At 61.5% G+C, this 20,920-nt stretch carries 20 protein-coding genes; 12 read left to right on the top strand and 8 right to left on the bottom strand.

Annotated elements, in window-relative coordinates:
* Positions 1–6 precede the first annotated feature (6 nt).
* From ybeY to trmB, 6 genes are all read left to right on the top strand, one after another.
* A complete protein-coding gene (ybeY, locus tag IP85_RS07950) occupies positions 7–513 on the top strand; it encodes an rRNA maturation RNase YbeY (RefSeq protein WP_054149137.1) in 507 nt (168 codons plus the stop codon).
* Positions 514–525: 12 nt separating this feature from the next.
* On the top strand, positions 526–1,827 hold the full coding sequence (locus IP85_RS07945) for a hemolysin family protein (protein ID WP_245280831.1): 1,302 nt from the start codon (positions 526–528) through the stop codon (positions 1,825–1,827).
* Between the two features lie 89 nt (positions 1,828–1,916).
* Positions 1,917–3,506, top strand: a complete 1,590-nt coding sequence (gene lnt, locus IP85_RS07940; RefSeq protein WP_054149136.1) for an apolipoprotein N-acyltransferase — start codon at positions 1,917–1,919, stop codon at positions 3,504–3,506.
* Between the two features lie 148 nt (positions 3,507–3,654).
* Complete coding sequence (locus tag IP85_RS07935) at positions 3,655–4,071, top strand: helix-turn-helix domain-containing protein (protein WP_054149135.1); 417 nt, start codon at positions 3,655–3,657, stop codon at positions 4,069–4,071.
* Positions 4,072–4,236: 165 nt separating this feature from the next.
* Positions 4,237–5,475 carry a methionine adenosyltransferase gene (gene metK / locus IP85_RS07930; RefSeq protein ID WP_054149134.1) on the top strand — a complete coding sequence of 413 codons (1,239 nt, stop codon included), beginning with the start codon at positions 4,237–4,239 and terminating at the stop codon, positions 5,473–5,475.
* Positions 5,476–5,480: 5 nt separating this feature from the next.
* Positions 5,481–6,182 (top strand): tRNA (guanosine(46)-N7)-methyltransferase TrmB, encoded by a 702-nt coding sequence (trmB, locus tag IP85_RS07925; RefSeq protein ID WP_054149133.1) that lies wholly within the window; start codon positions 5,481–5,483, stop codon positions 6,180–6,182.
* A gap of 36 nt (positions 6,183–6,218) precedes the next feature.
* Here the strand turns inward: trmB and IP85_RS07920 are convergent, their stop codons facing one another.
* Together IP85_RS07920 and IP85_RS07915 are read right to left on the bottom strand one after the other, a co-directional pair.
* A complete protein-coding gene (locus IP85_RS07920) occupies positions 6,219–6,476 on the bottom strand; it encodes a DUF1150 family protein (protein WP_054149132.1) in 258 nt (85 codons plus the stop codon).
* A gap of 49 nt (positions 6,477–6,525) precedes the next feature.
* Complete coding sequence (locus tag IP85_RS07915; RefSeq protein ID WP_054149131.1) at positions 6,526–6,948, bottom strand: Hsp20 family protein; 423 nt, start codon at positions 6,946–6,948, stop codon at positions 6,526–6,528.
* Positions 6,949–7,088: 140 nt separating this feature from the next.
* Between IP85_RS07915 and IP85_RS07910 the strand changes: the two genes are divergently transcribed.
* A complete protein-coding gene (locus IP85_RS07910) occupies positions 7,089–8,033 on the top strand; it encodes a nucleoside hydrolase (RefSeq protein WP_054149130.1) in 945 nt (314 codons plus the stop codon).
* Between the two features lie 66 nt (positions 8,034–8,099).
* Here IP85_RS07910 and IP85_RS07905 read toward each other — a convergent pair whose 3' ends face one another.
* From IP85_RS07905 to IP85_RS07895, 3 genes are all read right to left on the bottom strand, one after another.
* Positions 8,100–10,445: a methyl-accepting chemotaxis protein gene (locus tag IP85_RS07905; RefSeq protein ID WP_054149129.1), complete on the bottom strand. Its 2,346-nt coding sequence runs from the start codon at positions 10,443–10,445 to the stop codon at positions 8,100–8,102.
* 154 nt (positions 10,446–10,599) lie between these two features.
* Entirely contained in the window at positions 10,600–11,499 is a 900-nt protein-coding gene (locus IP85_RS07900; protein ID WP_054149128.1) for a ribokinase, read from the bottom strand.
* Positions 11,500–11,553: 54 nt separating this feature from the next.
* On the bottom strand, positions 11,554–12,777 hold the full coding sequence (locus IP85_RS07895) for a DNA recombination protein RmuC (RefSeq protein WP_054149127.1): 1,224 nt from the start codon (positions 12,775–12,777) through the stop codon (positions 11,554–11,556).
* Between the two features lie 297 nt (positions 12,778–13,074).
* On the opposite strand from IP85_RS07895, the gene IP85_RS07890 reads away from it, so the two are divergent.
* The 5 genes from IP85_RS07890 to truA all read left to right on the top strand — a co-directional run bounded on the left by IP85_RS07890 (position 13,075) and on the right by truA (position 18,636).
* Positions 13,075–14,583, top strand: coding sequence for a globin-coupled sensor protein (locus IP85_RS07890; protein ID WP_054149126.1), 1,509 nt, complete (start codon positions 13,075–13,077; stop codon positions 14,581–14,583).
* 113 nt (positions 14,584–14,696) lie between these two features.
* Positions 14,697–16,199, top strand: coding sequence for a globin-coupled sensor protein (locus tag IP85_RS07885; RefSeq protein WP_054149125.1), 1,503 nt, complete (start codon positions 14,697–14,699; stop codon positions 16,197–16,199).
* Positions 16,200–16,271: 72 nt separating this feature from the next.
* Entirely contained in the window at positions 16,272–16,784 is a 513-nt protein-coding gene (gene def, locus IP85_RS07880; RefSeq protein WP_054149124.1) for a peptide deformylase, read from the top strand.
* 140 nt (positions 16,785–16,924) lie between these two features.
* Positions 16,925–17,869, top strand: coding sequence for a methionyl-tRNA formyltransferase (gene fmt, locus IP85_RS07875; RefSeq protein ID WP_054149123.1), 945 nt, complete (start codon positions 16,925–16,927; stop codon positions 17,867–17,869).
* Positions 17,869–18,636 (top strand): tRNA pseudouridine(38-40) synthase TruA, encoded by a 768-nt coding sequence (gene truA / locus IP85_RS07870; protein ID WP_054149122.1) that lies wholly within the window; start codon positions 17,869–17,871, stop codon positions 18,634–18,636. The genes fmt and truA overlap by 1 nt, the downstream gene beginning before the upstream one ends.
* Positions 18,637–18,646: 10 nt before the next feature.
* On the opposite strand, the gene IP85_RS07865 is transcribed toward truA, so the two are convergent.
* The 3 genes from IP85_RS07865 to IP85_RS07855 all read right to left on the bottom strand — a co-directional run bounded on the left by IP85_RS07865 (position 18,647) and on the right by IP85_RS07855 (position 20,917).
* A complete protein-coding gene (locus tag IP85_RS07865) occupies positions 18,647–19,243 on the bottom strand; it encodes a hypothetical protein (protein WP_054149121.1) in 597 nt (198 codons plus the stop codon).
* On the bottom strand, positions 19,230–20,423 hold the full coding sequence (dapE, locus tag IP85_RS07860; RefSeq protein ID WP_054149120.1) for a succinyl-diaminopimelate desuccinylase: 1,194 nt from the start codon (positions 20,421–20,423) through the stop codon (positions 19,230–19,232). The genes IP85_RS07865 and dapE overlap by 14 nt, the downstream gene beginning before the upstream one ends.
* 113 nt (positions 20,424–20,536) lie before the next feature.
* Complete coding sequence (locus IP85_RS07855) at positions 20,537–20,917, bottom strand: DUF805 domain-containing protein (RefSeq protein WP_054149119.1); 381 nt, start codon at positions 20,915–20,917, stop codon at positions 20,537–20,539.
* Positions 20,918–20,920: the final 3 nt, after the last annotated feature.

Here is a 20,920-nt window from a genome sequence, read left to right as displayed (position 1 = left end):
CAAACTATGACCAAGTTGGATATACAGATTGCCGTCGAGGCCGAGGGTTGGGCAGACGAGACCGCGTTGGAGGCTTTGGCCCTTCGCGTTCTCGGTACTGCTGAAAACCATCTCGCTGCAAAAGAACGTCAGCCCTTTCCGAAGCAGCCGACAGAGGTTTCGCTCGTCTTCGGCGACGACGAAATGATCCGCGAGATCAATGCGGAATGGCGCAACAAGGACAAGCCGACCAATGTCCTGTCCTTTCCCGCTTTCCCGGTGACCCCCGGCAAGATGCCGGGTCCGATGCTCGGCGATATCATCATCGCCCGGGAGACAGTCGAGCGTGAGGCAGTCGATCTCGAAAAGAGTTTCGAGGATCATTTGACCCACTTGATGGTTCACGGATTCCTGCATCTCTTCGGCTACGACCATATCGAGGCCGATGACGCCGAAAAAATGGAAGCGCTGGAGACTCGCATTCTGGCGGAACTTGGCCTATCTGACCCCTATGCGGGGCAGGACCCCATCTGATAGTTTGGAACAATGACCGATTTTGCGACGAAAACGGCCCCCGAGGCCAAAGAAAGCAACGAAGGATCGTCTTCGGACGAGGGCAGTAGTCCTACCCGAGCGGAAAGCTCGGCACGCCAACATCCTTCCTTCTGGGCCCGTCTGGGCCGAATACTGAAGCCGTCCTCCACCACGACCCTGCGCGAAGACCTGACGGTCGCCCTGAGCGCCGATGCCAGCCTCGGAGAGGCTTTCACGCCCGAAGAGCGGGCGATGCTCAACAACATTCTCCGCTTCCGCGAAGTGCGCGTTGAAGACATCATGGTCCCGCGTGTCGATATCGAAGCGGTCGATCAGAGTGTGACCATTGGCGAGTTGATGACCATCTTCGACGTTTCCGGTCGCTCGCGCATGCCCGTCTATGCCGACACGCTGGACGATCCGCGCGGCATGGTCCACATCCGTGACCTGCTGTCCTACGTCACCAAGCAGGCCCGCAGTCGCCGGCGTGTGACGGCCAAGGCCACCACCGGAGCGAACGGTGGCGAGAAGGCTGAAAAGGCCGAAAAGGTCGAGAAGTCTGCCAAGCCGAAGATCGACTTTGATCTGGCCCGCATCGACCTCAGCAAGACGGTCGCCGAAGCCGGCATCATCCGCTCGATCCTTTTCGTGCCGCCCTCGATGCTCGCCTCCGACCTAATGAGCCGCATGCAAGCAGCGCGCACCCAGATGGCGCTCGTGATCGACGAATATGGTGGCACCGACGGTCTCGTCAGCCACGAGGACATCGTCGAAATGGTCATCGGCGACATCGATGACGAACATGACGACGAAGAAGTCATGTTCAGCCGTGTTTCCGACGACGTTATTATCGCCGACGCCCGCGTCGAACTCGAAGAGATCGCCGAAGCGATCGGCCCGGATTTCGACATTGCCGACCGGATCGAAGACGTCGACACGCTGGGTGGTCTGATCTTCTCGGCGCTTGGACGCATCCCGGCGCGTGGCGAAGTTGTCCAGGCTCTGCCCGGCTTCGAATTCCACATTCTGGATGCAGATCCACGTCGCATCAAGCGCGTCCGGATCGGCCGCAAGCGGGCCGGCGCCCGCCGTCGCTCGACCGCCAAGGGTGATGTCGAGGCGCGTGCTGACGAGGCTGCCGAGACGAAGACCCCGAACGCCACAGCCGTCTCCGCGGGTGAGGCTGCACCGAAGCCACGGACAAGGGCCGCCGCCAAGCCCCGCGCGCCAAAGGTCGAAACGCCACCTGCAGCCGAGACCGTCCCGGAAGGCACCGTGGCCGAGATGGAAAACGCCGAGCGCACGTCAGTCTGACGGTCGCCACACTCCGCAGCGAAAACCGCGACAGGGCCTCCGTTTTTTGGGAGACTGCCCGCGATTGATTCGGGGCAGAAGGGGTGGACATGCAGGCTTTGGCAGCGAGGATCCTGCTCATGTGGGGTCTCAGGCGGGCAGGGCTCGCGGTGCTCGCAGGCGCAATCGGGGCGCTCGCCCTGCCGCCCTTCGACATCTTCGCATCGATGTTCATCTCCTTCACGCTGCTGGTCTGGCTGCTGGACGGTGCGACCGGCAATGCCGATACGGGCAGGGCAGGGCTGTCGTCCTCCTTCTGGACGGGCTGGCTCTTTGGCCTAGGGTATTTTGTCTGTGGCCTCTGGTGGCTCGGAAACGCTCTGCTTCTGGAAGCGGACGAATTCGCCTGGGCAATCCCGCTTGCGGTTCTCGGCCTGCCCGCCGTGCTCGCCATCTTCTATGGACTGGCCACGGTGCTTGCACGTCTCGTCTGGTCGGATGGGATGGGCCGCATAGCAGCACTTGCTGCCGCCTTCGGCTTTGCCGAGTGGCTCCGCAGCTTCGTCGCGACCGGTTTCCCCTGGAATGCGATCGGCTATGCCGCCATGCCCGTCCCCCTGATGATGCAGTCGAGCCATGTGCTCGGCGTCCTCGCCATCACGCCGCTGGCCGTCTTTGTCTTTGCGGCTCCGGCACTCCTCGGCACGCGTCGCGGGGCGTGGCCCGGTTTGCTGCTGGCCGCGAGCCTTCTCAGCGCTCATCTGGGCTATGGCGCCTACCGCCTGTATGTCGCGCCGGTGGCTCCGACGGACAAGACACTCACTGTCCGCCTCGTGCAGCCATCGATCGATCAGTCGCAAAAGATGGAGAACACCGACCGCATTGGCATCTTCGAGAAGCACTTGGCGCTGACGGCAGCAGCACCGGAGGAAGGCAAGCCCCGGCCGGATGTGATCGTCTGGCCGGAAACCTCGGTCCCCTTCATCCTGACGGAAAACCCTGATGCTCTGGCGCGCATTGGCGATGTGCTCGAGGAAGGGCAGATCCTGCTGACTGGCGCCGTTCGGGCCGAAGAGCGGGGCGCGGGCCAGATGCCGCTCTACTACAATTCCGTCTACATGATCGACGACAAGGGCCAGATCCTCGCCGCAAGCGACAAGGTCCATCTCACGCCCTTCGGCGAATACGTGCCCTATGAGGGGCTGTTGCGGGAATTCGGGATCGAGGAGCTGATAAGCCTGCCCGGCGGCTTCACCGCAGCATCCAGCCGCACGCCACTGACGCTTCCCTCCGGCATCGGGCTCTATCCGTTGATCTGCTACGAGGCGATCTTTCCGGCGGAAATTGCCCCTGATCTCGCCGGCGCCAGTGTCATCTTGAACGTCACCAATGACGCCTGGTTCGGCGCAACCCCGGGCCCATACCAGCACTTCCTTCAGGCCCGTTTGCGCGCCGTGGAGACTGGCGTGCCGCTGATCCGGGTAGCCAATAACGGCATTTCCGCTGTGATCGACCCCTATGGACGTGTCATTGAGGGACTTTCTCTTGATGCCGTCGGAGCCGCAGATTCAACCTTCGGTATAGAATCTGTTCCGGAAAAAAACATCCACAACCACAATTTAAACTTTTGGTTGGTGCTGGTGTTCATGAGCCTTCTGGCTGTAGTTTCTAGTCTGGGTTTTATTAGGCGGACGAATTGACCAAAAACCCCTAAAATTGCATAGTGGATCAGACCGATAATCTGCAAGTATGCTGAAAGATGATCGATGGCGAGCACAACGTCTCGTTATGGTTTGGCGGGCAAGGGGTTATGGTCGCAACGCCAACAATTTTGTCAGGACGACATTAATGATCGAGAACAAGAAGAAGCCGAACCCGATTGACATCCATGTCGGAAGCCGGATTCGCCTTCGTCGTACGATGCTGGGCATGAGCCAGGAGAAGCTTGGTGAAAGCCTCGGGATCACCTTTCAGCAGATCCAGAAGTATGAAAAGGGTACCAACCGCGTTGGTGCGAGCCGCCTTCAGAACATCTCCAACATTCTGACTGTGCCGGTTTCCTTCTTCTTCGAAGATGCGCCGGGCGAGCAGCCGTCGGGTGCGGGCATGGCAGAAGCCTCCAGCTCGAATTACGTTGTCGACTTCCTGTCGTCTTCCGAAGGCCTGCAGCTCAACCGCGCCTTTGTAAAGATTGGCGACGCCAAGGTCCGTCGCAAGATCGTTGACCTCGTCAAGGCGCTGGCGGCTGAAGCAGACAGCGAGTGAGCTGGATGCACTCCTGACAAAGAGAGCGGCCGCAGGGCCGCTTTTTTTGTGCCCGCGGAAGGAAAAATTTACTCACATAAAGATATATTTATGTGGTTGTGTCCTTGTCATCGGGTTTCGAACTGAGTAACGATGCCCGCCATCCATACTTTGAGGGGAATCCCGATGCGTGCGAATTATCTTTTCACAAGCGAATCCGTATCCGAAGGTCATCCGGACAAGGTTTGTGACCGAATCTCCGACGAAATCGTCGATCTCGTTTACCGCGAAGCCGCCAAGACTGGTGTCGATCCCTGGACCGTACGCATCGCCTGCGAAACGCTTGCTACCACCAACCGTGTCGTCATTGCCGGTGAAGTCCGTCTTCCGCCGAGCCTGATGAAGACCGACAAGAATGGCAACGAGGTCATCAACCCCGCGAAGTTCAAGTCCGCCGCACGCAAGGCGATCCGCGACATCGGCTATGAGCAGGACGGTTTCCACTGGAAGACGGCCAAGATCGATGTGCTCCTGCATTCGCAGTCGGCCCACATCGCCCAGGGCGTCGACAAGGCGGCCGACAGTTCCAACAGCGAAGGCGCTGGCGACCAGGGCATCATGTTCGGTTACGCCTGCAAGGAAACGCCGGACCTGATGCCGGCCCCGATCTATTATTCACACAAGATCCTGCAGACGCTCTCTGCCGCCCGCAAGAAGGGCGAGGGCGATGTCGGCAAGCTCGGCCCCGACGCCAAGAGCCAGGTCACCGTCCGTTACGTTGACGGCAAGCCTGCCGAAGCAACGTCGATCGTTCTCTCCACCCAGCACCTCGACGAGAGCTGGGACTCCAAGAAGGTTCGCGAGGTCGTCGAGCCCTATATCCAGGAAGCACTGGGCGACCTGAAAATTGCCGACGATTGCGCGTGGTATATCAACCCGACCGGCAAGTTCGTCATCGGCGGCCCGGATGGTGACGCCGGCCTCACCGGCCGCAAGATCATCGTCGACACCTATGGCGGTGCAGCCCCCCATGGCGGTGGCGCCTTCTCCGGCAAGGACACGACCAAGGTCGACCGCTCGGCCGCTTACGCTGCCCGCTACCTCGCAAAGAACGTCGTCGCTGCCGGTCTGGCTGACCGCTGCACGATCCAGATCTCCTATGCCATCGGCATTGCCCAGCCGCTGTCGATCTATGTCGACCTGCATGGCACCGGCAAGGTGACCGAGGACGAGGTCGAAGCCGGCATCCGCAAGGTCATGGACTTGTCCCCATCGGGCATCCGCCGCCATCTTGACCTGAACAAGCCGATCTATGCTAAGACGTCGGCCTACGGCCATTTCGGCCGCAAGGCTGGCCGTGATGGTTCCTTCTCCTGGGAGAAGCTGGACCTGGTCAAGCCGCTCAAGGATGCGATCAAGGCTTGATCTGAATGACGGAACAGGAACGCAGGACGAGGTCGACCGAAGCTTTCTTCGGTCGACGCAAGGGCAAGCCGTTGCGCGAGCAACAGGTCGAGCGCATGGAAACCGTCCTGCCGGAGCTGAAGGTCGACCTGGCGTCGCCGGTGCCGGGTGATCTCAGGTCGCTTTTCCCTATTCCCGTCGACAAGATCCGTCTCGAAATCGGCTTCGGGGGCGGTGAGCATCTGGTTCACCGGGCCCGGAACAATCCGACGACCGGCTTTATCGGTGTCGAACCCTTCGTCAATTCCATGGCAAAACTACTCGCGGTCGTCGAGGCCGAGGGTCTGAAGAACATTAGCGTCTATGATGATGACGCGACCCAATTGCTGGACTGGTTGCCGGAAGGCCAGATCGACCAGATCGATCTTCTCTACGCTGATCCCTGGCCCAAGAAAAAGCACTGGAAGCGACGTTTCGTCTCGCAAGTGAATCTGCAGCGCTTCCACAAGGTCCTGAAGCCGGAAGGCACCTTCTGCTTCGCCTCCGACATCGACACCTACGTCAACTGGACGCTGCAACACTGCCGCGATCATGGTGGTTTTGAGTGGCTGGCCCGCAATGCGAGCGATTGGCTCACGCCCTATGAGGGCTGGCCGGGGACACGCTATGAAGCCAAGGCTCGGCGTGAAGGCCGGTCATCGGCCTATCTCACATTTCAAAAGCGCTGATTCGCATCTCTGTGAGATGGCGGCTCGCTGCACTTGTTAGTGCAGCGAAACGGTCTTGAGGTCGTCTTCTGCTGCCTTGAAGAAGGTGCTGGACCTGTTGTCGGTGAGCAGGATCGGCGTACCGTCCGCGGCAAACAGCGCCCAGAGATCCAGCGTTGGATCGATTTCCGGGGCCTCCGGAAAGCAGCGGGACACGTCGTCCGATTTCATCTTCCTGATATAGCCCACTTCGCCGGCGCCGAGATGCGCCAGTTCGGATTTCGTCAGGCGGGATGAGGCTTCTTTGAGTAACATTCCGATCCTCCGCGAATGAGGGAGAGGCGGCAGAACATTGCCGCGAACTTCATTCTGCGGTGGAGATGTTAATTTTCCTTACCAGATGCACGGGATCATGGCGGATGATCTCGATTGCCAGAAGACCGTTTCTCAGCGAAGCCCCGGTCACCTCCATGCCGTCTTCGATGGCAAAGACCCGCTGGAACTGACGTGAGGCAATGCCGCGGAAGAGATAGTCTGCCTCCTCGCGTTCGGCCTGCTTGCCACGAATCACGAGCTGACTGGCCTCCACGCTGACATCGAGTTCGTCCTCTGCGAAGCCTGCCACGGCGAGCGTCACGCGCAGCCGTTCGCTGCCTTTCTGCGGCGGCAGTCGCTCGATGTCATAGGGCGGGTAGCCATCGCTACCCCGTGGGCGCCGAAAGGCGCTACCGTCGCCGGTGTCGAAGGTGATGATGAAGGCTTCGGATGGCAGTCTGTTGCGCGTCATTTCATTCCCTTGTGCAGCCCTCAAGGACTGTCGTCGTCTGCCAAATATGGGAAATCGCACGGCCCTCGACAAGCACTGTCTTGCTTGACAAAAGCGAACCCGCGTTCCAAGCCTCGGCCTTTCGACTTTAGGATTGCTCCATGACAGAACCCCGCAAGATCATCATCGATACCGACCCCGGTCAGGACGATGCCGCCGCCCTCATGCTCGCCTTTGCGAGCCCGGATGAACTCGACCTGCTTGGCATCACCACGGTCGCCGGCAACGTGCCCCTCACGATGACGAGCCGCAATGCCCGTATCGTCTGCGAGCTCTGCGGCGAGACCGACCGGCGCGTCTTCGAAGGGGCTGATCGGCCCATGGTACGCCCGCTCGTCACAGCCGAACACGTCCATGGCAAGACCGGACTTGATGGTGCGGTTCTCCCCGAACCGACAATGGCCGTCCAGAGCCAGCACGCCGTGGACTTCATCATCGAGACGGTCCGCAACGAGCCGGCAGGCACCGTCACGCTCTGCACGCTCGGCCCGCTGACGAATATCGGCCTTGCGCTTCAGAAGGCGCCGGACATCGCCCCGCGCGTCAAGGAACTGGTGATGATGGGTGGTGGCTTCTCCGAGGGGGGCAACATCACGCCGGCCGCCGAATTCAACATCTATGTCGATCCGCATGCCGCCGCTGCCGTCCTCGGCTCGGGCATCCCGGTCACCATCATGCCGCTCGATGTCACCCACCAGCTGATGACCACCAAGGCCCGCGTTGCGCGCATGGCGGCGCTCGGCACAAAGCCGGCCAAGGTCATGGTCGAGTGGCTGGAATTCTTCGAGCGCTTCGACGAGGAGAAATACGGCTCGGATGGCGGGCCGCTGCATGATCCGACGGTGGTTGCCTACCTTCTGAAGCCGGAACTCTTCAGCGGACGTCATTGCAATGTCGAAATCGAGCTTCAGTCCGAGCTGACGGTCGGCATGACCGTTGTCGACTGGTGGCGCGTCTCCGGCCGCACGCCGAATGCGACCTTCATGCGCAGCGTCGATGCCGACGGCTTCTTCGATCTGTTGATCGAGCGCTTTGCCCGCCTTTGATCAAACGAATAAGGGCGCTGCCTCGGCAGCGCCCTTTGATTTGGATTTGGACTTGGGCTCTGAACCTCAGAACTCTTCCCAATTGTCCGCACTTGCCGCAGCGCCGCCTGCCGCCGCCATCTTGCGAGGGGCCGGCGTATAGACCGGTGCTCTGGGGCTTGCAGCCGTTGAGGTTGCGGGGCTTCGCATCGTTTCCGCCGCAGCGCGCAGGGCCGCAACTGGCGCAGCAGCGCCGGTTACCTGGAACTTCGCCACCAGGCCGCGCAGCGTATCGGACTCGTTGCGCAGCGCCATGCTGGCCGCCGTCGTCTCTTCCACCATCGCAGCGTTCTGCTGGGTCACCTGGTCCATCTGGTTGACCGCAGCATTGACCTCCTTGAGGCCGGAGGCCTGTTCGCTGGCCGAAGCGGAGATCTGACGGATGAGGCCGTTGATCTGCATGACTTGCTGGGCGATCTTCTCGAGCGTCTGCCCGGCCTCGCCGACAAGCTCGACGCCATCCTTGACCTGGGCGGCCGAGGCATTGATCAGCGCCTTGATCTCCTTGGCGGCCGTTGCCGACCGCTGGGCGAGTTCACGAACTTCCTGCGCGACGACGGCAAAGCCCTTGCCGGCTTCCCCGGCGCGGGCCGCTTCCACGCCCGCATTGAGCGCGAGCAGGTTGGTCTGGAAGGCGATCTCGTCGATGACACCGATGATGCGGGAGATTTCCTGCGACGACTGCTCGATGCCATGCATCGAGGCAACTGCTTTCTGTACTACCTCGCCAGACTTTTCGGCATCCTTCACTGCAACCGAAACGGTGTTTGCCGCTGTCCCTGCATTGTCGGCGCTCGAATTGACCTGTTCGGTCAGCTCGTTCAGAGCCGCCGCCGTCTCCTCAAGGCTCGCCGCCTGCTGCTCGGTTCGCTTGGAAAGGTCTGCAGCGCTTTCGGAGATCTCGCTGGTGCCGGCGGCAATGTTGACCACGCTGCCGTTCACAGAGGCGAGCGCCTGTTCGAGGCTTGTCACGGCATCGTTGAAGTCGCGCTTCAGGGCGGCATACTCGCCCGGGAATTCGTCGGCGATCCGATAGGTGAGATTGCCCTGAGAGAGCTGCGCGAGACCGCTTCCGAGCGCGGTCACGACATGCTGTTGCACCGAAGCGGATCGAGTGCGTTCGTCTTCGTTGCGACGGCGCTCGCCTTCAGCGGCCTTGCGCTGTGCATCGGCTTCGGCGGCAAGCATGTTGCTTTCGGCGAGCTTGTGGCGGAAGCCGTCGAGCGCCTTGGCGACAAGACCGATCTCATCCTGGCGATCTTGGTTTGAGACGTCACTGGCGTAGTCGCCCTTGGTCATGCGTTCGACGTCGCCGACCAGCCCGTGCAGCGGGCGCTGGGCGATCGAACGCACTGCAAGGAACAGCGCCAGCATCACGGCTGCAAGTACGATCAGGCCGCCAATGATCATCATCATGGTCTGTGCCTCGATCGGTGCGTTGATCGCAGCATGCGGAATGTCGATGATCACCGCCCAGGTGGCGTTCACGCCGGGAACGGCAAAGGGGTAGAGCAGGCGGTCGTAGCCTTCGCCGCTTGCGTCGGAAAGATTTGGTACGAGGCTGCCGGTTCCGTTCGACAGCGAAGTCTTGAGGGCGTCGGCCCCTTCGGCTTCGTATGACTTCATCAGAAGCTCGTCAGTCGGGGCCACGAGCCACTGCGCGCCTTGCGCCACGAGCAGCACACGCCCGGTTTCAAATGGCTTCAACGCCTTGAGCTTCTCGGAGAGCGAAAGCAGGGACATGTCGACGCCCGTCACGCCGAGCAGCTTGCCGCCGGAATAGACCGGATAGGCAATCGAGCTCATCGTCGTCGGAACGTCGGTGCCTTCGGCGAGATAGGGTGCGGTGATCGCGCCTTTGCCGCTCTTGGCAGCGAGTGCGTACCATTCTGCCGGATAGTCCGCGCGGAAGGTGGAGAACTGGATGTCGCCATTACGATCTTTCGACCAATAGGGCGTAAAGTCACCGTCGTCATTGGCGGAGAGCTCAAGCTTGCCCTTGATTTCATCCTTCTGACCGTCGATGGCGCGGGGTTCCTCCGCCATCCAGCTTCCGAAGGCGAATGGGTTCTGCTCAAGGTTGGCCTTGAGGATGTTCGTGATCCCCTGGCGGTCGAGCGATTTTCCTTCGTGGCCGCGACCGATGACGCCGGACATGGTGCGCGCCGCACTTGCCAGTTCGCCGATGTCCCCGGCGATCTCGCGGGCGATGGATTTGGCCTCGGCATTGGCCTGTTCCATTGTCAGGGAATGAACCCGATCACGGGTCTGAGAAATCAGAACGAGATTGGAAAGGAAAAGCACAAGTCCGATGGCAACGCCGGTGACGACCAGAAGTTTGGCGGCGATCGAACGGGTAAAGAAGGCGAACATGGGAGCCTCGAAAACTGAGGATCAGGACGCAGGGACATTCGTTCCGCGCTGTCATGGCGCGGCCGGGCACGCTTTCGCATACCCCGATCGCGACCGATGCTATGTTCCATTGCTTAACGGGCAATAAATCAGACTTAAGCGGCCTGATTAAGTATCAAAGCGAGGCCGTCACATCGGCGGCCACGGGGATCGACGGCTGGGCGCCGGCCTTGAGGCAGGCAAGCGATCCGGCGACGGCGGCGCGGCGCAGTGCATCGCCGAAAGCAAGACCAGCATCCAGGCTCGCGGCAAGATAGCCGCAGAAGGTATCTCCTGCGCCGACGGTATCGACCGGCACGATCTTCAGGCCCTTGGTCCGGTGCAGAGTACCACCTTCGGCAGCAATCACGCCATCGGCGCCGAGGGTGACGATCAGGATCTGACCGGTCTTGCCATGCATGTCGAGGAGGATCTGCTCCCGCTCTTCGCCTGTCAGGTTTTCACGGCCGACCAGCCGTTCGAATTCGGTCTCGTTGGCGATGACGATATCCGCAAGCGCCGCCAGGTCTTCTGTCTCCGGGATGAGGGGTGCGATGTTCAGCACCGTCCGGACGCCCCGGGCTTTCGCGCTCTTCAGCGCAGCCTCGACGGAGCCTGCCGGCACCTCCTGCTGCACCATCAGGATATCGCCGTCCTGCATACCCTCTACAGCGCTCTCGGCCTGCGCAGCGCTGACGGTGCCATTGGCGGCGGGCACGACGGCGATCATGTTCTCGCCGTCGCCACCCACCAGGATAAGCGCGGTACCGGTCGGGCCATCGACGCGGGCAACGGCCGAAAGGTTTGCGCCTGCCTTGTCGAGAAGATCAAGCGCCGGGCCTGCGAACTCGTCGCGCCCAACGGCACCGACCATGCGCACCTCGGCCCCGGCGCGCCGGGCTGCCAGCGCCTGATTTGCACCCTTGCCGCCCGCTGCCGTTGCAAATCCCGTCCCGGCGACCGTTTCACCCGGCTTTGGCAGCCTGGGCGTGGTGGCAACGAGGTCCATGTTGATGGAGCCGAAGACGGTGATCATGAGCGCGGTGCCTCCCTGAATGCTCTAGGCTGTCGCGCTCTTTTGGACCGGGTCTCAGTCCTCGTCAACAACCCTGAGCTTGAGTAGACCCGTGCGGCTCTCGACGGCGCGGCTGGGCGCATCGTCGCCATCCTCTCGTCCGCCGGGTGTTTCGAATTCCATGGCTTCGATCTTGGCGCCGCGTTTTGCCAGCTTGTCCGAGGAGGTGATGATCATCTCGACATCCTTCTGGGCCGCGAGGAAATGGCTCTGAAGCTTTCGCGTCCGGTCGTCCAGACGTCCAAGGTCCTCCATCAATCGGATGACTTCGCCCTGGATCAGGTGCGCCTGTTCACGCATGCGCTGGTCCTTCAGTACGGCCTGAATCACCTGGATGGACAGCATCAGCAGCGATGGCGACACGATCACCACCTTCTGCCGGTGCGCTTTCTGCACAACGCCTTCGAAGTTCTCGTGGATCTCAGCGAAGATCGATTCCGACGGCACGAACAGGAAGGCCATATCCTGGGTCTCGCCGGGGATCAGGTACTTCTCCGAGATGTCGCGGATATGCACCTCCATATCCCGGCGGAACTGCTGCGAGGCAGCCTTCTTCTGTTCCGGATTTTCCGTCTCCCGGATCACGTTCCAGGCTTCGAGTGGGAACTTCGCATCCACCACCAGTGGCGGCGAATTGTTCGGCATCCGGATGGTGCAGTCGGGACGCGAGCCGTTGGAAAGTGTCGTCTGGAACGCATAGGCGCCCATCGGCAGTCCGTCGGCGACGATCGTCTCCATGCGCGACTGGCCGAAGGCGCCGCGCGTCTGCTTGTTGGACAGGATCGCCTGAAGGCCGACGACATCCTTGGCCAGCGACTGGATGTTGTTCTGCGCGGCATCGATTACCGCCAGTCGCTCCTGCAGCGTGCGCAGATTGTCATGCGTCGACTTGGTCTGCTCGGTGATCGTCGTGCCTAACCGATGCGTCATGCCATCAAGCCGTTGGCTGATCGACTGATTGAGCTCGGCCTGGCGGCTGCCGAACACTTCGGCCATGGTTGCAAGCCGTCCCTGCATTTCGGCCTGGGCCTTCAGCAGTTCTGCAAGCCGCGCTTCCGCAGCTTCGTCCCGCCGTGCAGTCTCTTCCCGCAATTCGGCGCGCAGACGTGCGGCCCGCATCGTCGCGATGACGATCAAGACGAGGGGCAGGAAAAACAGAAGAGCCACGAGGCCGAGGAGGAACGCGGGCTGAAGGGTGACTGAGCCGATGGTCACTGCCGGAATGTCGAGAAGTGTCATGCGCGTGATGATAGCTGATTCGGACCGCGAAAACAGATCAAAGAGTGAACGGACGTCTCCCTTGCCGGGAAGTCACAGGTTGCTATAGCGAAAAAATACGCGCCTTCAGTATGTGACGATAATCAATCCTTCCCCGGAAATCTGGACGTTTTTCGTTCAGTGCGACCGCGATACGCTCGTGAAGGCAAAAATATGCTCTCCCCCGACAACTGAACATTTACCATTTTAGAATTCTCTGAAGATCGCTTATCAGCAATCGCTGATGTTTTTGTGAACCAGAAGAGTGAAGTACCGGCCATGGCGTCGCAAACCGAAAATGCAGATCTGAAGAACCGTCTTCGCTTCCTGGGATTGGACGACAAGGGCAGGGAAACTCTGCGAAGACTTGGACCGCTGATCCGCAAGAACATCGGCGGTGCACTCGAGATCTTCTACGACAAGATCCGCAAGGTTCCAGAGACCGCCGCTTTCTTTCGCAACGACGATCATATCAAGGGTGCCAAGAAGCGTCAGGAAGAACACTGGGGCATCGTCGGCACCGCAGACTATACGGACAGCTATGTCGAGGGTGTCACCAAGGTCGGCAAGGCCCATGCGCGCATTGGCCTCGAGCCACGCTGGTATATCGGTGGTTATGCGCTCGTTCTCGAGCAACTCGTGCATGCGGTCGTTCGCGAACGTTGGCCGAGCCGTTTCGGTCGGCGCAATTCCGAGCAGCTCGCTGACGAGATCTCCGTCGTCGTCAAGGCTGCCTTGCTCGACATGGACTATTCCATCTCCGTCTATCTGGCGATCCTGGCCGAGCAGCGTCAGGCTGCGGAAGACGCCCGGCTGAAGGCGGAAGCCGAGCAGGCGACGGCGCTCGCAGCCCTGCGCGGCGCACTCGGCAAGCTGTCTGCCGGCGATCTTGAAGCCCGGCTGCCGAACGATCTGCCGGCCAATTTCGCGCAGATGGCCGAGGACTACAATGCGTCGGTCGATGCCCTGCGCGCGACGATTACGACCGTGCGCCATTCTGCCGACGAAATCTTCAAGTCGACGACTGCGATTTCCGATGCCACCGATGATCTCGCACAGCGCACCGAGCAGCAGGCGGCGGGTCTCGAGGAAAGCACTGCCGCGCTGCACGAGCTGACCCAGAATGTCACCTTGACCGCCGATGGCGCGAAGGAGGCTGCCACGGTCGTCGGTGCTGCCTTGACGGAAGCCCGCGTCTCCGAAGAGGTTGTCTCCCGCGCTGTCACCGCCATGGGGGCCATCGAGAAATCCTCCGACGAGATTTCCAAGATCATCGGCGTCATCGACGAGATTGCCTTCCAGACCAACCTTCTGGCGCTGAACGCCGGCGTGGAGGCTGCCCGTGCGGGTGAGGCCGGGCGTGGCTTCGCGGTCGTCGCGCAGGAAGTTCGTGAGCTTGCGCAGCGTTGCGCCAACGCCGCCCGCGAGATCAAGAACCTGATCTCGCAGAGCTCGACACAGGTCGAAGCTGGTGTCGGCCTCGTCAACAATGCTGGCGATGCACTCGGCAAGATCATCGTCCGCATCGGCGAGATCAACGACATCGTCGGCAAGATCGCGCTTGCCGCAGCCGACCAGTCCGGCGGCCTGCGCGAGGTCAACACGTCAGTTCAGTCGATGGATCAGATCACCCAGCGCAACGCCGCCATGGTCGAGGAAAGCTCGGCCCAGACCGCGACGCTGATGGAAGAGGCCGGGCGCCTCGTCCAGGCGCTGCAAGGTTTCAAGACGAGCGGAAGCCGCATGCAGACGTCGAACCCGGGTAGCAACTACCGCATGGCCTCGTAATCCGGCCCTTGCCCGTCACGGTCGCGCGGAAACCGCGCGACTGTTTAGAAACTGTTCAGCAAACCGTGGCAGTTCTGACTGATACCAGCCAAACCGAAAGTCTTCGTCACATCATGACCTCGAACACTCAGAACGACCTCACCGAACGTCTTGAATTCCTGGAGATCGATCAGAAGACGCGCAACACGCTCGCCGAGCTTCGGCCTTCGATCAAGGAGGTCCTGGGCGGGGCATTGGACAAGTTTTACGCCAAGGTTTCAAAGACCGGGAAGACCGCCGCGCATTTCCGCGATGGCGCCCATATGAATGGCGCAAAGAGCGCCCAGATCGGCCATTGGGACAAGGTCGCCAGTGGCAACTTCGATGAAAACTACGTGCGCGGGGTCACGGCGGTCGGCAAGGCCCATGCCCGTATCGGGCTCGAGCCACGCTGGTATATCGGCGGCTATTCGATGCTGGTTGGCGAACTTCTGGCCGGCATCCTGGTCAAGCACTGGCCTTTCCCGTTCGGCAAACAGCATGCCGCCTCGCTCGCCGACAAGATGCGCGCGGTGGTCAAGGCCGCCATGCTTGACATGGACTATTCGATTTCCGTCTACCTGGAAGAGCTGGAAAGCCGGCGCCGGGCGCTCGAGGAAGAGCGTGCCCGTTTTGAGGCCGATCAGGCGATCGCCATGGAGCATCTGCGTCGTGGCCTGGAATCGCTGGCCCAAGGTGACTTCGAAGCCCGCATGACCACGGACCTGCCTGAGAACTTCAAGGAGATGGCAGGGCATTACAACGACACGGTCGATCGCCTGAACGTTTCCTTTGCCGCGATCCGCCGCGCCTCGGAAGGCATTCTGAGCGGAACCGATGCGATCGCTCACGCCTCAAGCGAACTGGCGAGCCGCACGACCCGCCAGGCCAGCGGCGTGCAGGAAAGCTCCACCGCCTTGCAGCAGCTGTCCGTCAGCGTCAGTCAGACGGCCGCCAATGCCGAACGTGCCTCGCAGGAAGTGCGCGATACGCAGCAGCAGGCGAAGACGTCAGGTACGGTCGTGTCGAAAGCGGTCTCCGCCATGGATGCGATCGAAAAGTCCTCCACCGAGATCTCCAAGATCATCGGCGTGATCGATGAAATTGCCTTCCAGACCAATCTGCTCGCGCTGAACGCCGGCGTCGAAGCAGCACGCGCTGGCGATGCTGGCAAGGGTTTTGCCGTGGTCGCCCAGGAAGTCCGCCAGCTTGCCCAGCGCTCAGCCGATGCGGCGAAGGAAATCAAGCAGCTGATTTCCCAGAGCTCCGCCCAGGTGAAGGAAGGCGTCGGTCTCGTTACTGGCACCGGTGAAGCCCTGACCGACATCATCACGCGCATCGATGCGATCGACACCTTCGTCTCCGACATCGCGACCGCGGCCAAGGACCAGGCGATCGGCCTCAATGAAGTGAACCAGGCGACCCGCAACATGGATCTCCTGACCCACGAGAACAGCGACATGGTCGAGCGCACGTCGGACGAGACGCGCCGCCTGCGGGCCGAGGTCGCCGGTCTCGTCGAGCAGTTGTCTCAGATCCGCACCCGTGCCGACGCAGCCCCGCAGGGGCGTCGCATGATGGAACGACGGGTCACCTGATCCGGCTCAGAATCGGAGAAACGGAAGCGTTTTTTCCGTTTCCTCCGTGGGGAAGTTGCGCTAAGGGAGGCCATGACCATCAAGCCTCTCATCATCCTGCCCGATCCCCTGCTGCGTCAGGTATCCGCGCCCATCGAGCGCGTCGATGCCGAGCTCGAGCAGTTGATCGATGACATGCTCGAAACCATGTACGAAGCGCCGGGCATCGGCCTTGCGGCGATCCAGGTCGGCGTGCCGCGCCGTTTGCTGGTGATCGATCTCGCCAAGGAAGGCGAAGAGCCGGCGCCGCTCGTCTACATCAATCCGGAGATCGTCAAGAGTTCGGACGAACGCTCGGTCTACGAGGAAGGCTGCCTGTCGATCCCGGACTATTACGCCGAGGTTGAACGTCCGGCCTCGATCACGGTGAAGTCGCTCGGCCGGGACGGCAAGGAGACGGTGACCGAGGCCGACGGCCTGCTCGCCACTTGCCTTCAGCATGAAATCGACCATTTGAACGGCGTGCTCTTCATCGACCACATCTCCCGCCTGAAGCGTGAGATGGTGATCAAGAGGTTCACCAAGGCCGCCCGTCAGAAGATCTGATATCGAGCAAATCCAGCAAAAGTGCGAAGCGGTTTTGCGTCCGGAATTGCGTATAAACAAAATGATAGAGCATTGACGGCGCTCCGTTTCCGCCGGAAATGCTCTGGGCGTAGTTTAACCCGCGCTTGAAGGCTGACCGAATGGCACTTCGCATCATCTTCATGGGCACGCCGGACTTTTCCGTCGCGACCCTGAAAGCCTTGCATGCGGCAGGCCACGAGATCGTCGCCGCTTACTCGCAACCGCCCCGTCCGGGCGGTCGCCGTGGCCTGGACCTGCAGAAGTCGCCGGTGCATCAGGCGGCCGAAGACCTCGGCATCGAAGTCCGCCACCCCCTGAATTTCCGCGATCCGGCCGACCGTGATGCCTTTGTCGCGCTTGAGGCCGATGTCGCGGTGGTCGTTGCCTATGGCTTGCTGTTGCCGGAGGCGATCCTCAACGGCACGCGTCTCGGCGCCTATAACGGCCATGCCTCCCTGCTGCCGCGCTGGCGAGGGGCTGCCCCCATCCAGCGCGCCATCATGGCCGGCGATGCCGAGACCGGGATGATGGTGATGAAAATGGACAAGGGCCTCGACACGGGCCCCGTAGCACTCACACGCAAGGTTGCGATCGGTCCCGACATGACCGCCGGCGAACTGCACGACGCTCTGAGCTTAGCCGGCGCCGAAGCCATGGTCGAGGCAATGGCGGGGCTGGAAGCTGGAACACTCGTAACCGTCTCCCAGGCCGAAGACGGTGTGCTCTACGCGGCAAAGATCGACAAGGCAGAGACCCGCGTCGACTTCGCCCGTTCGGCAACTGAGGTCCACAACCATATCCGCGGCCTCTCGCCCTTCCCGGGCGCCTGGACCGAGATCGAGGTCAATGGCAAGCCCGAACGCGTCAAGCTCCTCGCCTCGCATCTCGCCGAGAAGGATAAAGTGTTGGCGGCTGCCGGCACGGCCCTTGACGAGCACCTGACGATCGCTTGCGGTACGGGCGCAATCAGCCTCGTCCGCCTCCAGAAGGCCGGCGGCAAGGCACTGAACGCCGAAGACTTCCTGCGTGGCACCCCGTTGCCTAAGGGCAAGGTGATCGCCTGATGCCCCGCTTCCGGATGACCGTCGAATATGATGGCTCGGCCTATGTCGGCTGGCAGCGCCAGGACAACGGCCACTCCATTCAGACCGCCCTCGAACAAGCGATCCTGTCTTTGACCAGCGAGACTGTCGTGATCCGGGGCGCAGGTCGTACCGATTCCGGTGTCCATGCCATGGGCCAGGTCATCCATGCAGATCTTTCCCGCGCCTGGGAGCCGCACAAGCTGCGCAACGCGCTGAACGCTCATCTGGCCATGGCGTCGGAACAGGTCGCGGTAATCGACGTGCAGGCCGTACCTGATGAGTTCGACGCCCGCTTCTCGGCGCTTCGCCGGCATTATCTCTACCGGATCATCACCCGCCCGGCGCGTCTGGCGCTGGAGGACAAGCGTGCCTGGTGGGTGCCGAAGCCGCTCGATCACGAGGCGATGCATGCGGCGGCGCAGCAGCTTGTCGGTCACCACGACTTCACCACCTTCCGCTCTGCCCATTGCCAGGCGAAGAGCCCAGTCCGCACGCTGGATCGCCTGGATGTCACGCGCTCCGACAATCTCATCGAGATCCGCGCCACGGCCCAGAGCTTCCTGCACAATCAGATCCGGTCTTTCGCCGGCACCTTGAAGCTTGCCGGCGAGGGCAAGATGACACCGGCCGATGTGCGCGCTGCACTCGAAGCCCGTGATCGTGCAGCCTGCGGGCCGGTCGCGCCACCGGAAGGACTGTTCTTCATGGCTGTGGACTATCCCGGCGACGAGCCGTTCAGCGGCTGAGGCTCAAGGCTCAACCCGGATAGACACCGAGATAGCGTTCCAGCACCTCGGCAATGATCATGGCGGGCACGAGCAGGATCAGAACGATGGTTGAGACCATCAGCAACTGGTCGCCGACGATCATGCGTATGATGCGGAAGAGCGCCGCGATGACGGTGATCATCAGCAGAAACCACAACAGTGCCACGAGGCCTGCCAGGCCGGGCAGGAACATCATCAACAGGACCAGAAGGCCGTAGGAATAGGATACCGGCAGAGCAAGCCAGTTGATCGCCACGACCATCGATGCGTATTTCTCGCCGATCCCGACCATCCAGCAGAGAATGCCAAGCAATATCAGCGGAAACAGCCAGTTGGAGGCCTCGACCAGCGCCAGGCGGAAGAAGAACAGGGCGCCTGTCTCCGTCCCCTCCGGCAGGCCCTGCAGATAGAGCAGCCGCCACCAGGCAAACGAGATCAGGATCGCGGGCAGCGCCCAGAGCACGGCCCAGAAAGAGCGCATCGCGCCGCGGTCGGTCAGGTCGAGATAGGAAAAGCCTGACGGATCCTGCTTGAACAGCAGCCAGAGGCCCCTGAGATAGAACTCGACCTCTTTAAGCGTCGGCATGGGCGAACCACTGTTCGATGAAGGTCTGGTAGATCACGGTGAGCGTTTCCAGATCCGAAACGGCAACCCTTTCGTCGACCATGTGCATGGTCTGCCCGACAAGGCCGAATTCGACCACCGGGCAATAATCCTTGATGAACCGGGCATCCGATGTGCCGCCGGTGGTCGAGAGCTTCGGCGTCTTGCCCGTTACCGTCTCGATTGCACCCGACAGCGAGGCGATCAGCGCGTTGTTGCGCGTCAGGAAAACATGGCTCGGACGCTCCGACCAGACGATATCGTAGCCGATCGCAGCGCGATCCGGGCGAAGCTCGGGATCCACAGCCGCAGCTTCGAGTCGGCGAATGATCTCGGCCTTGACGCTGTCGGCGGTCCACAGATCGTTGAAGCGGATGTTGAACTTGAAGCGAGCGGATGCCGGGATGACATTCGTTGCCGCATTGCCGACATCGATGGTGGTCACTTCGAGGTTGGACGGTTGGAAGTTTTCCGTGCCCTGATCGAAGGCCGGGTACATCAGGCTTTTCGCCAGCGACAGCGCCCCGCGCACCGGATTGTCGGCGAGATGCGGATAGGCCGCGTGACCCTGCACGCCCTTCACCGTAACGGTGCCCGAAACCGAGCCCCGCCGGCCGATCTTGATCATGTCGCCGAGTGCATCGGGATTGGTCGGCTCACCGACCAGGCAGGCGTCCCAGCGCTCGCCACGCGTCGCCGCCCATTCGAGCAACTTCACCGTGCCGTTGACGGCGGGTCCTTCCTCGTCGCCGGTGATCAGCAGCGAGACCGAGCCCTTCGGCAGCTTGCCGGCTTCGACCAGCCGCGCATAAGCCGCGATGAAGCAGGCGATCCCGCCCTTCATATCAACAGCGCCACGGCCATAGAGCATTCCGTCACGAACGTCGCCCGAGAACGGGCCAGCGCTCCAGTCGGTCTCGGCACCAACGGGCACGACATCGCTATGGCCGGCAAACATCAGATGCGGTCCATCAGATCCGGCCCGGGCATAGAGGTTCTCGATATCAGGCGTGCCCTCGTCGCTTGCGACCATACGATCGACCTTGAAGCCGAGAGGCGAAAGGAGGCCTTCCAGCACATCAAGCGCGCCGCCTTCGGCGGGCGTGACGGACGGGCAGCGGATAAGGGCCTGGAGGATATCGACGGGATTGGTAGCGGTCATGAAAACTTTTACGGGATTGACCGAGTGCCGGTTCAGCCCGGCCGTCGGTGCCTTGAGAAGATAAGGCAGACTTAGCCGATCCGCCGGAGCCTGTCACCCACCACGCGCCCCGCTCAGGTCGAACGCATATCAGGACCCGGTCCATAGCGGTTGTCATCCTCGACCGAGGGCCAGACGCAGAGCGCGAAGAAGATGATCAGTGAGAACGCAGGCATGATCAGGAGCGCCGCCACCACGCCCGGCATGCCGATATCGTGCAGCCTCTTGGTGCCGAGCATCAGCAACGACAGGAGGGAGAGGGAAGCAGAGGCGAGGAAGAGCGAGAGGAAGCCGGGTGCGACCTGCTCGTCTGATTGGCCCGTGACGAACGCGATCACGGCCGCGTTCGTCATCATCCAGAAAAGGGTGCCGAGGATGAAGATGCGCCGGCCGATGCGCCCGTCCCAAAGGAAGAGCGCCCAGCCGACCGTCGTCTCTCGCCCCGGCCCGGACATCCG

It is taken from the genome of Rhizobium sp. AAP116 (genome assembly GCF_001295785.1).
Taxonomy (GTDB): domain Bacteria; phylum Pseudomonadota; class Alphaproteobacteria; order Rhizobiales; family Rhizobiaceae; genus Allorhizobium.
Note: the sequence above shows the minus strand (reverse complement) of the source record. Positions and strands in the feature narration are given on the sequence as shown.

Excerpts from the sequence above, each read along its gene's own strand:
- ybeY (WP_054149137.1), top strand. The coding sequence starts at position 7 with ATGACCAAGTTGGATATACAGATTGCCGTCGAGGCCGAGGGTTGGGCA.
- IP85_RS07945 (WP_245280831.1), top strand. The coding sequence starts at position 526 with ATGACCGATTTTGCGACGAAAACGGCCCCCGAGGCCAAAGAAAGCAAC.
- lnt (WP_054149136.1), top strand. The coding sequence starts at position 1,917 with ATGCAGGCTTTGGCAGCGAGGATCCTGCTCATGTGGGGTCTCAGGCGG.
- IP85_RS07935 (WP_054149135.1), top strand. The coding sequence starts at position 3,655 with ATGATCGAGAACAAGAAGAAGCCGAACCCGATTGACATCCATGTCGGA.
- metK (WP_054149134.1), top strand. The coding sequence starts at position 4,237 with ATGCGTGCGAATTATCTTTTCACAAGCGAATCCGTATCCGAAGGTCAT.
- trmB (WP_054149133.1), top strand. The coding sequence starts at position 5,481 with ATGACGGAACAGGAACGCAGGACGAGGTCGACCGAAGCTTTCTTCGGT.
- IP85_RS07920 (WP_054149132.1), bottom strand. The coding sequence starts at position 6,476 with ATGTTACTCAAAGAAGCCTCATCCCGCCTGACGAAATCCGAACTGGCG.
- IP85_RS07915 (WP_054149131.1), bottom strand. The coding sequence starts at position 6,948 with ATGACGCGCAACAGACTGCCATCCGAAGCCTTCATCATCACCTTCGAC.
- IP85_RS07910 (WP_054149130.1), top strand. The coding sequence starts at position 7,089 with ATGACAGAACCCCGCAAGATCATCATCGATACCGACCCCGGTCAGGAC.
- IP85_RS07905 (WP_054149129.1), bottom strand. The coding sequence starts at position 10,445 with ATGTTCGCCTTCTTTACCCGTTCGATCGCCGCCAAACTTCTGGTCGTC.
- IP85_RS07900 (WP_054149128.1), bottom strand. The coding sequence starts at position 11,499 with ATGATCACCGTCTTCGGCTCCATCAACATGGACCTCGTTGCCACCACG.
- IP85_RS07895 (WP_054149127.1), bottom strand. The coding sequence starts at position 12,777 with ATGACACTTCTCGACATTCCGGCAGTGACCATCGGCTCAGTCACCCTT.
- IP85_RS07890 (WP_054149126.1), top strand. The coding sequence starts at position 13,075 with ATGGCGTCGCAAACCGAAAATGCAGATCTGAAGAACCGTCTTCGCTTC.
- IP85_RS07885 (WP_054149125.1), top strand. The coding sequence starts at position 14,697 with ATGACCTCGAACACTCAGAACGACCTCACCGAACGTCTTGAATTCCTG.
- def (WP_054149124.1), top strand. The coding sequence starts at position 16,272 with ATGACCATCAAGCCTCTCATCATCCTGCCCGATCCCCTGCTGCGTCAG.
- fmt (WP_054149123.1), top strand. The coding sequence starts at position 16,925 with ATGGCACTTCGCATCATCTTCATGGGCACGCCGGACTTTTCCGTCGCG.
- truA (WP_054149122.1), top strand. The coding sequence starts at position 17,869 with ATGCCCCGCTTCCGGATGACCGTCGAATATGATGGCTCGGCCTATGTC.
- IP85_RS07865 (WP_054149121.1), bottom strand. The coding sequence starts at position 19,243 with ATGCCGACGCTTAAAGAGGTCGAGTTCTATCTCAGGGGCCTCTGGCTG.
- dapE (WP_054149120.1), bottom strand. The coding sequence starts at position 20,423 with ATGACCGCTACCAATCCCGTCGATATCCTCCAGGCCCTTATCCGCTGC.
- IP85_RS07855 (WP_054149119.1), bottom strand. The coding sequence starts at position 20,917 with ATGTCCGGGCCGGGGCGAGAGACGACGGTCGGCTGGGCGCTCTTCCTT.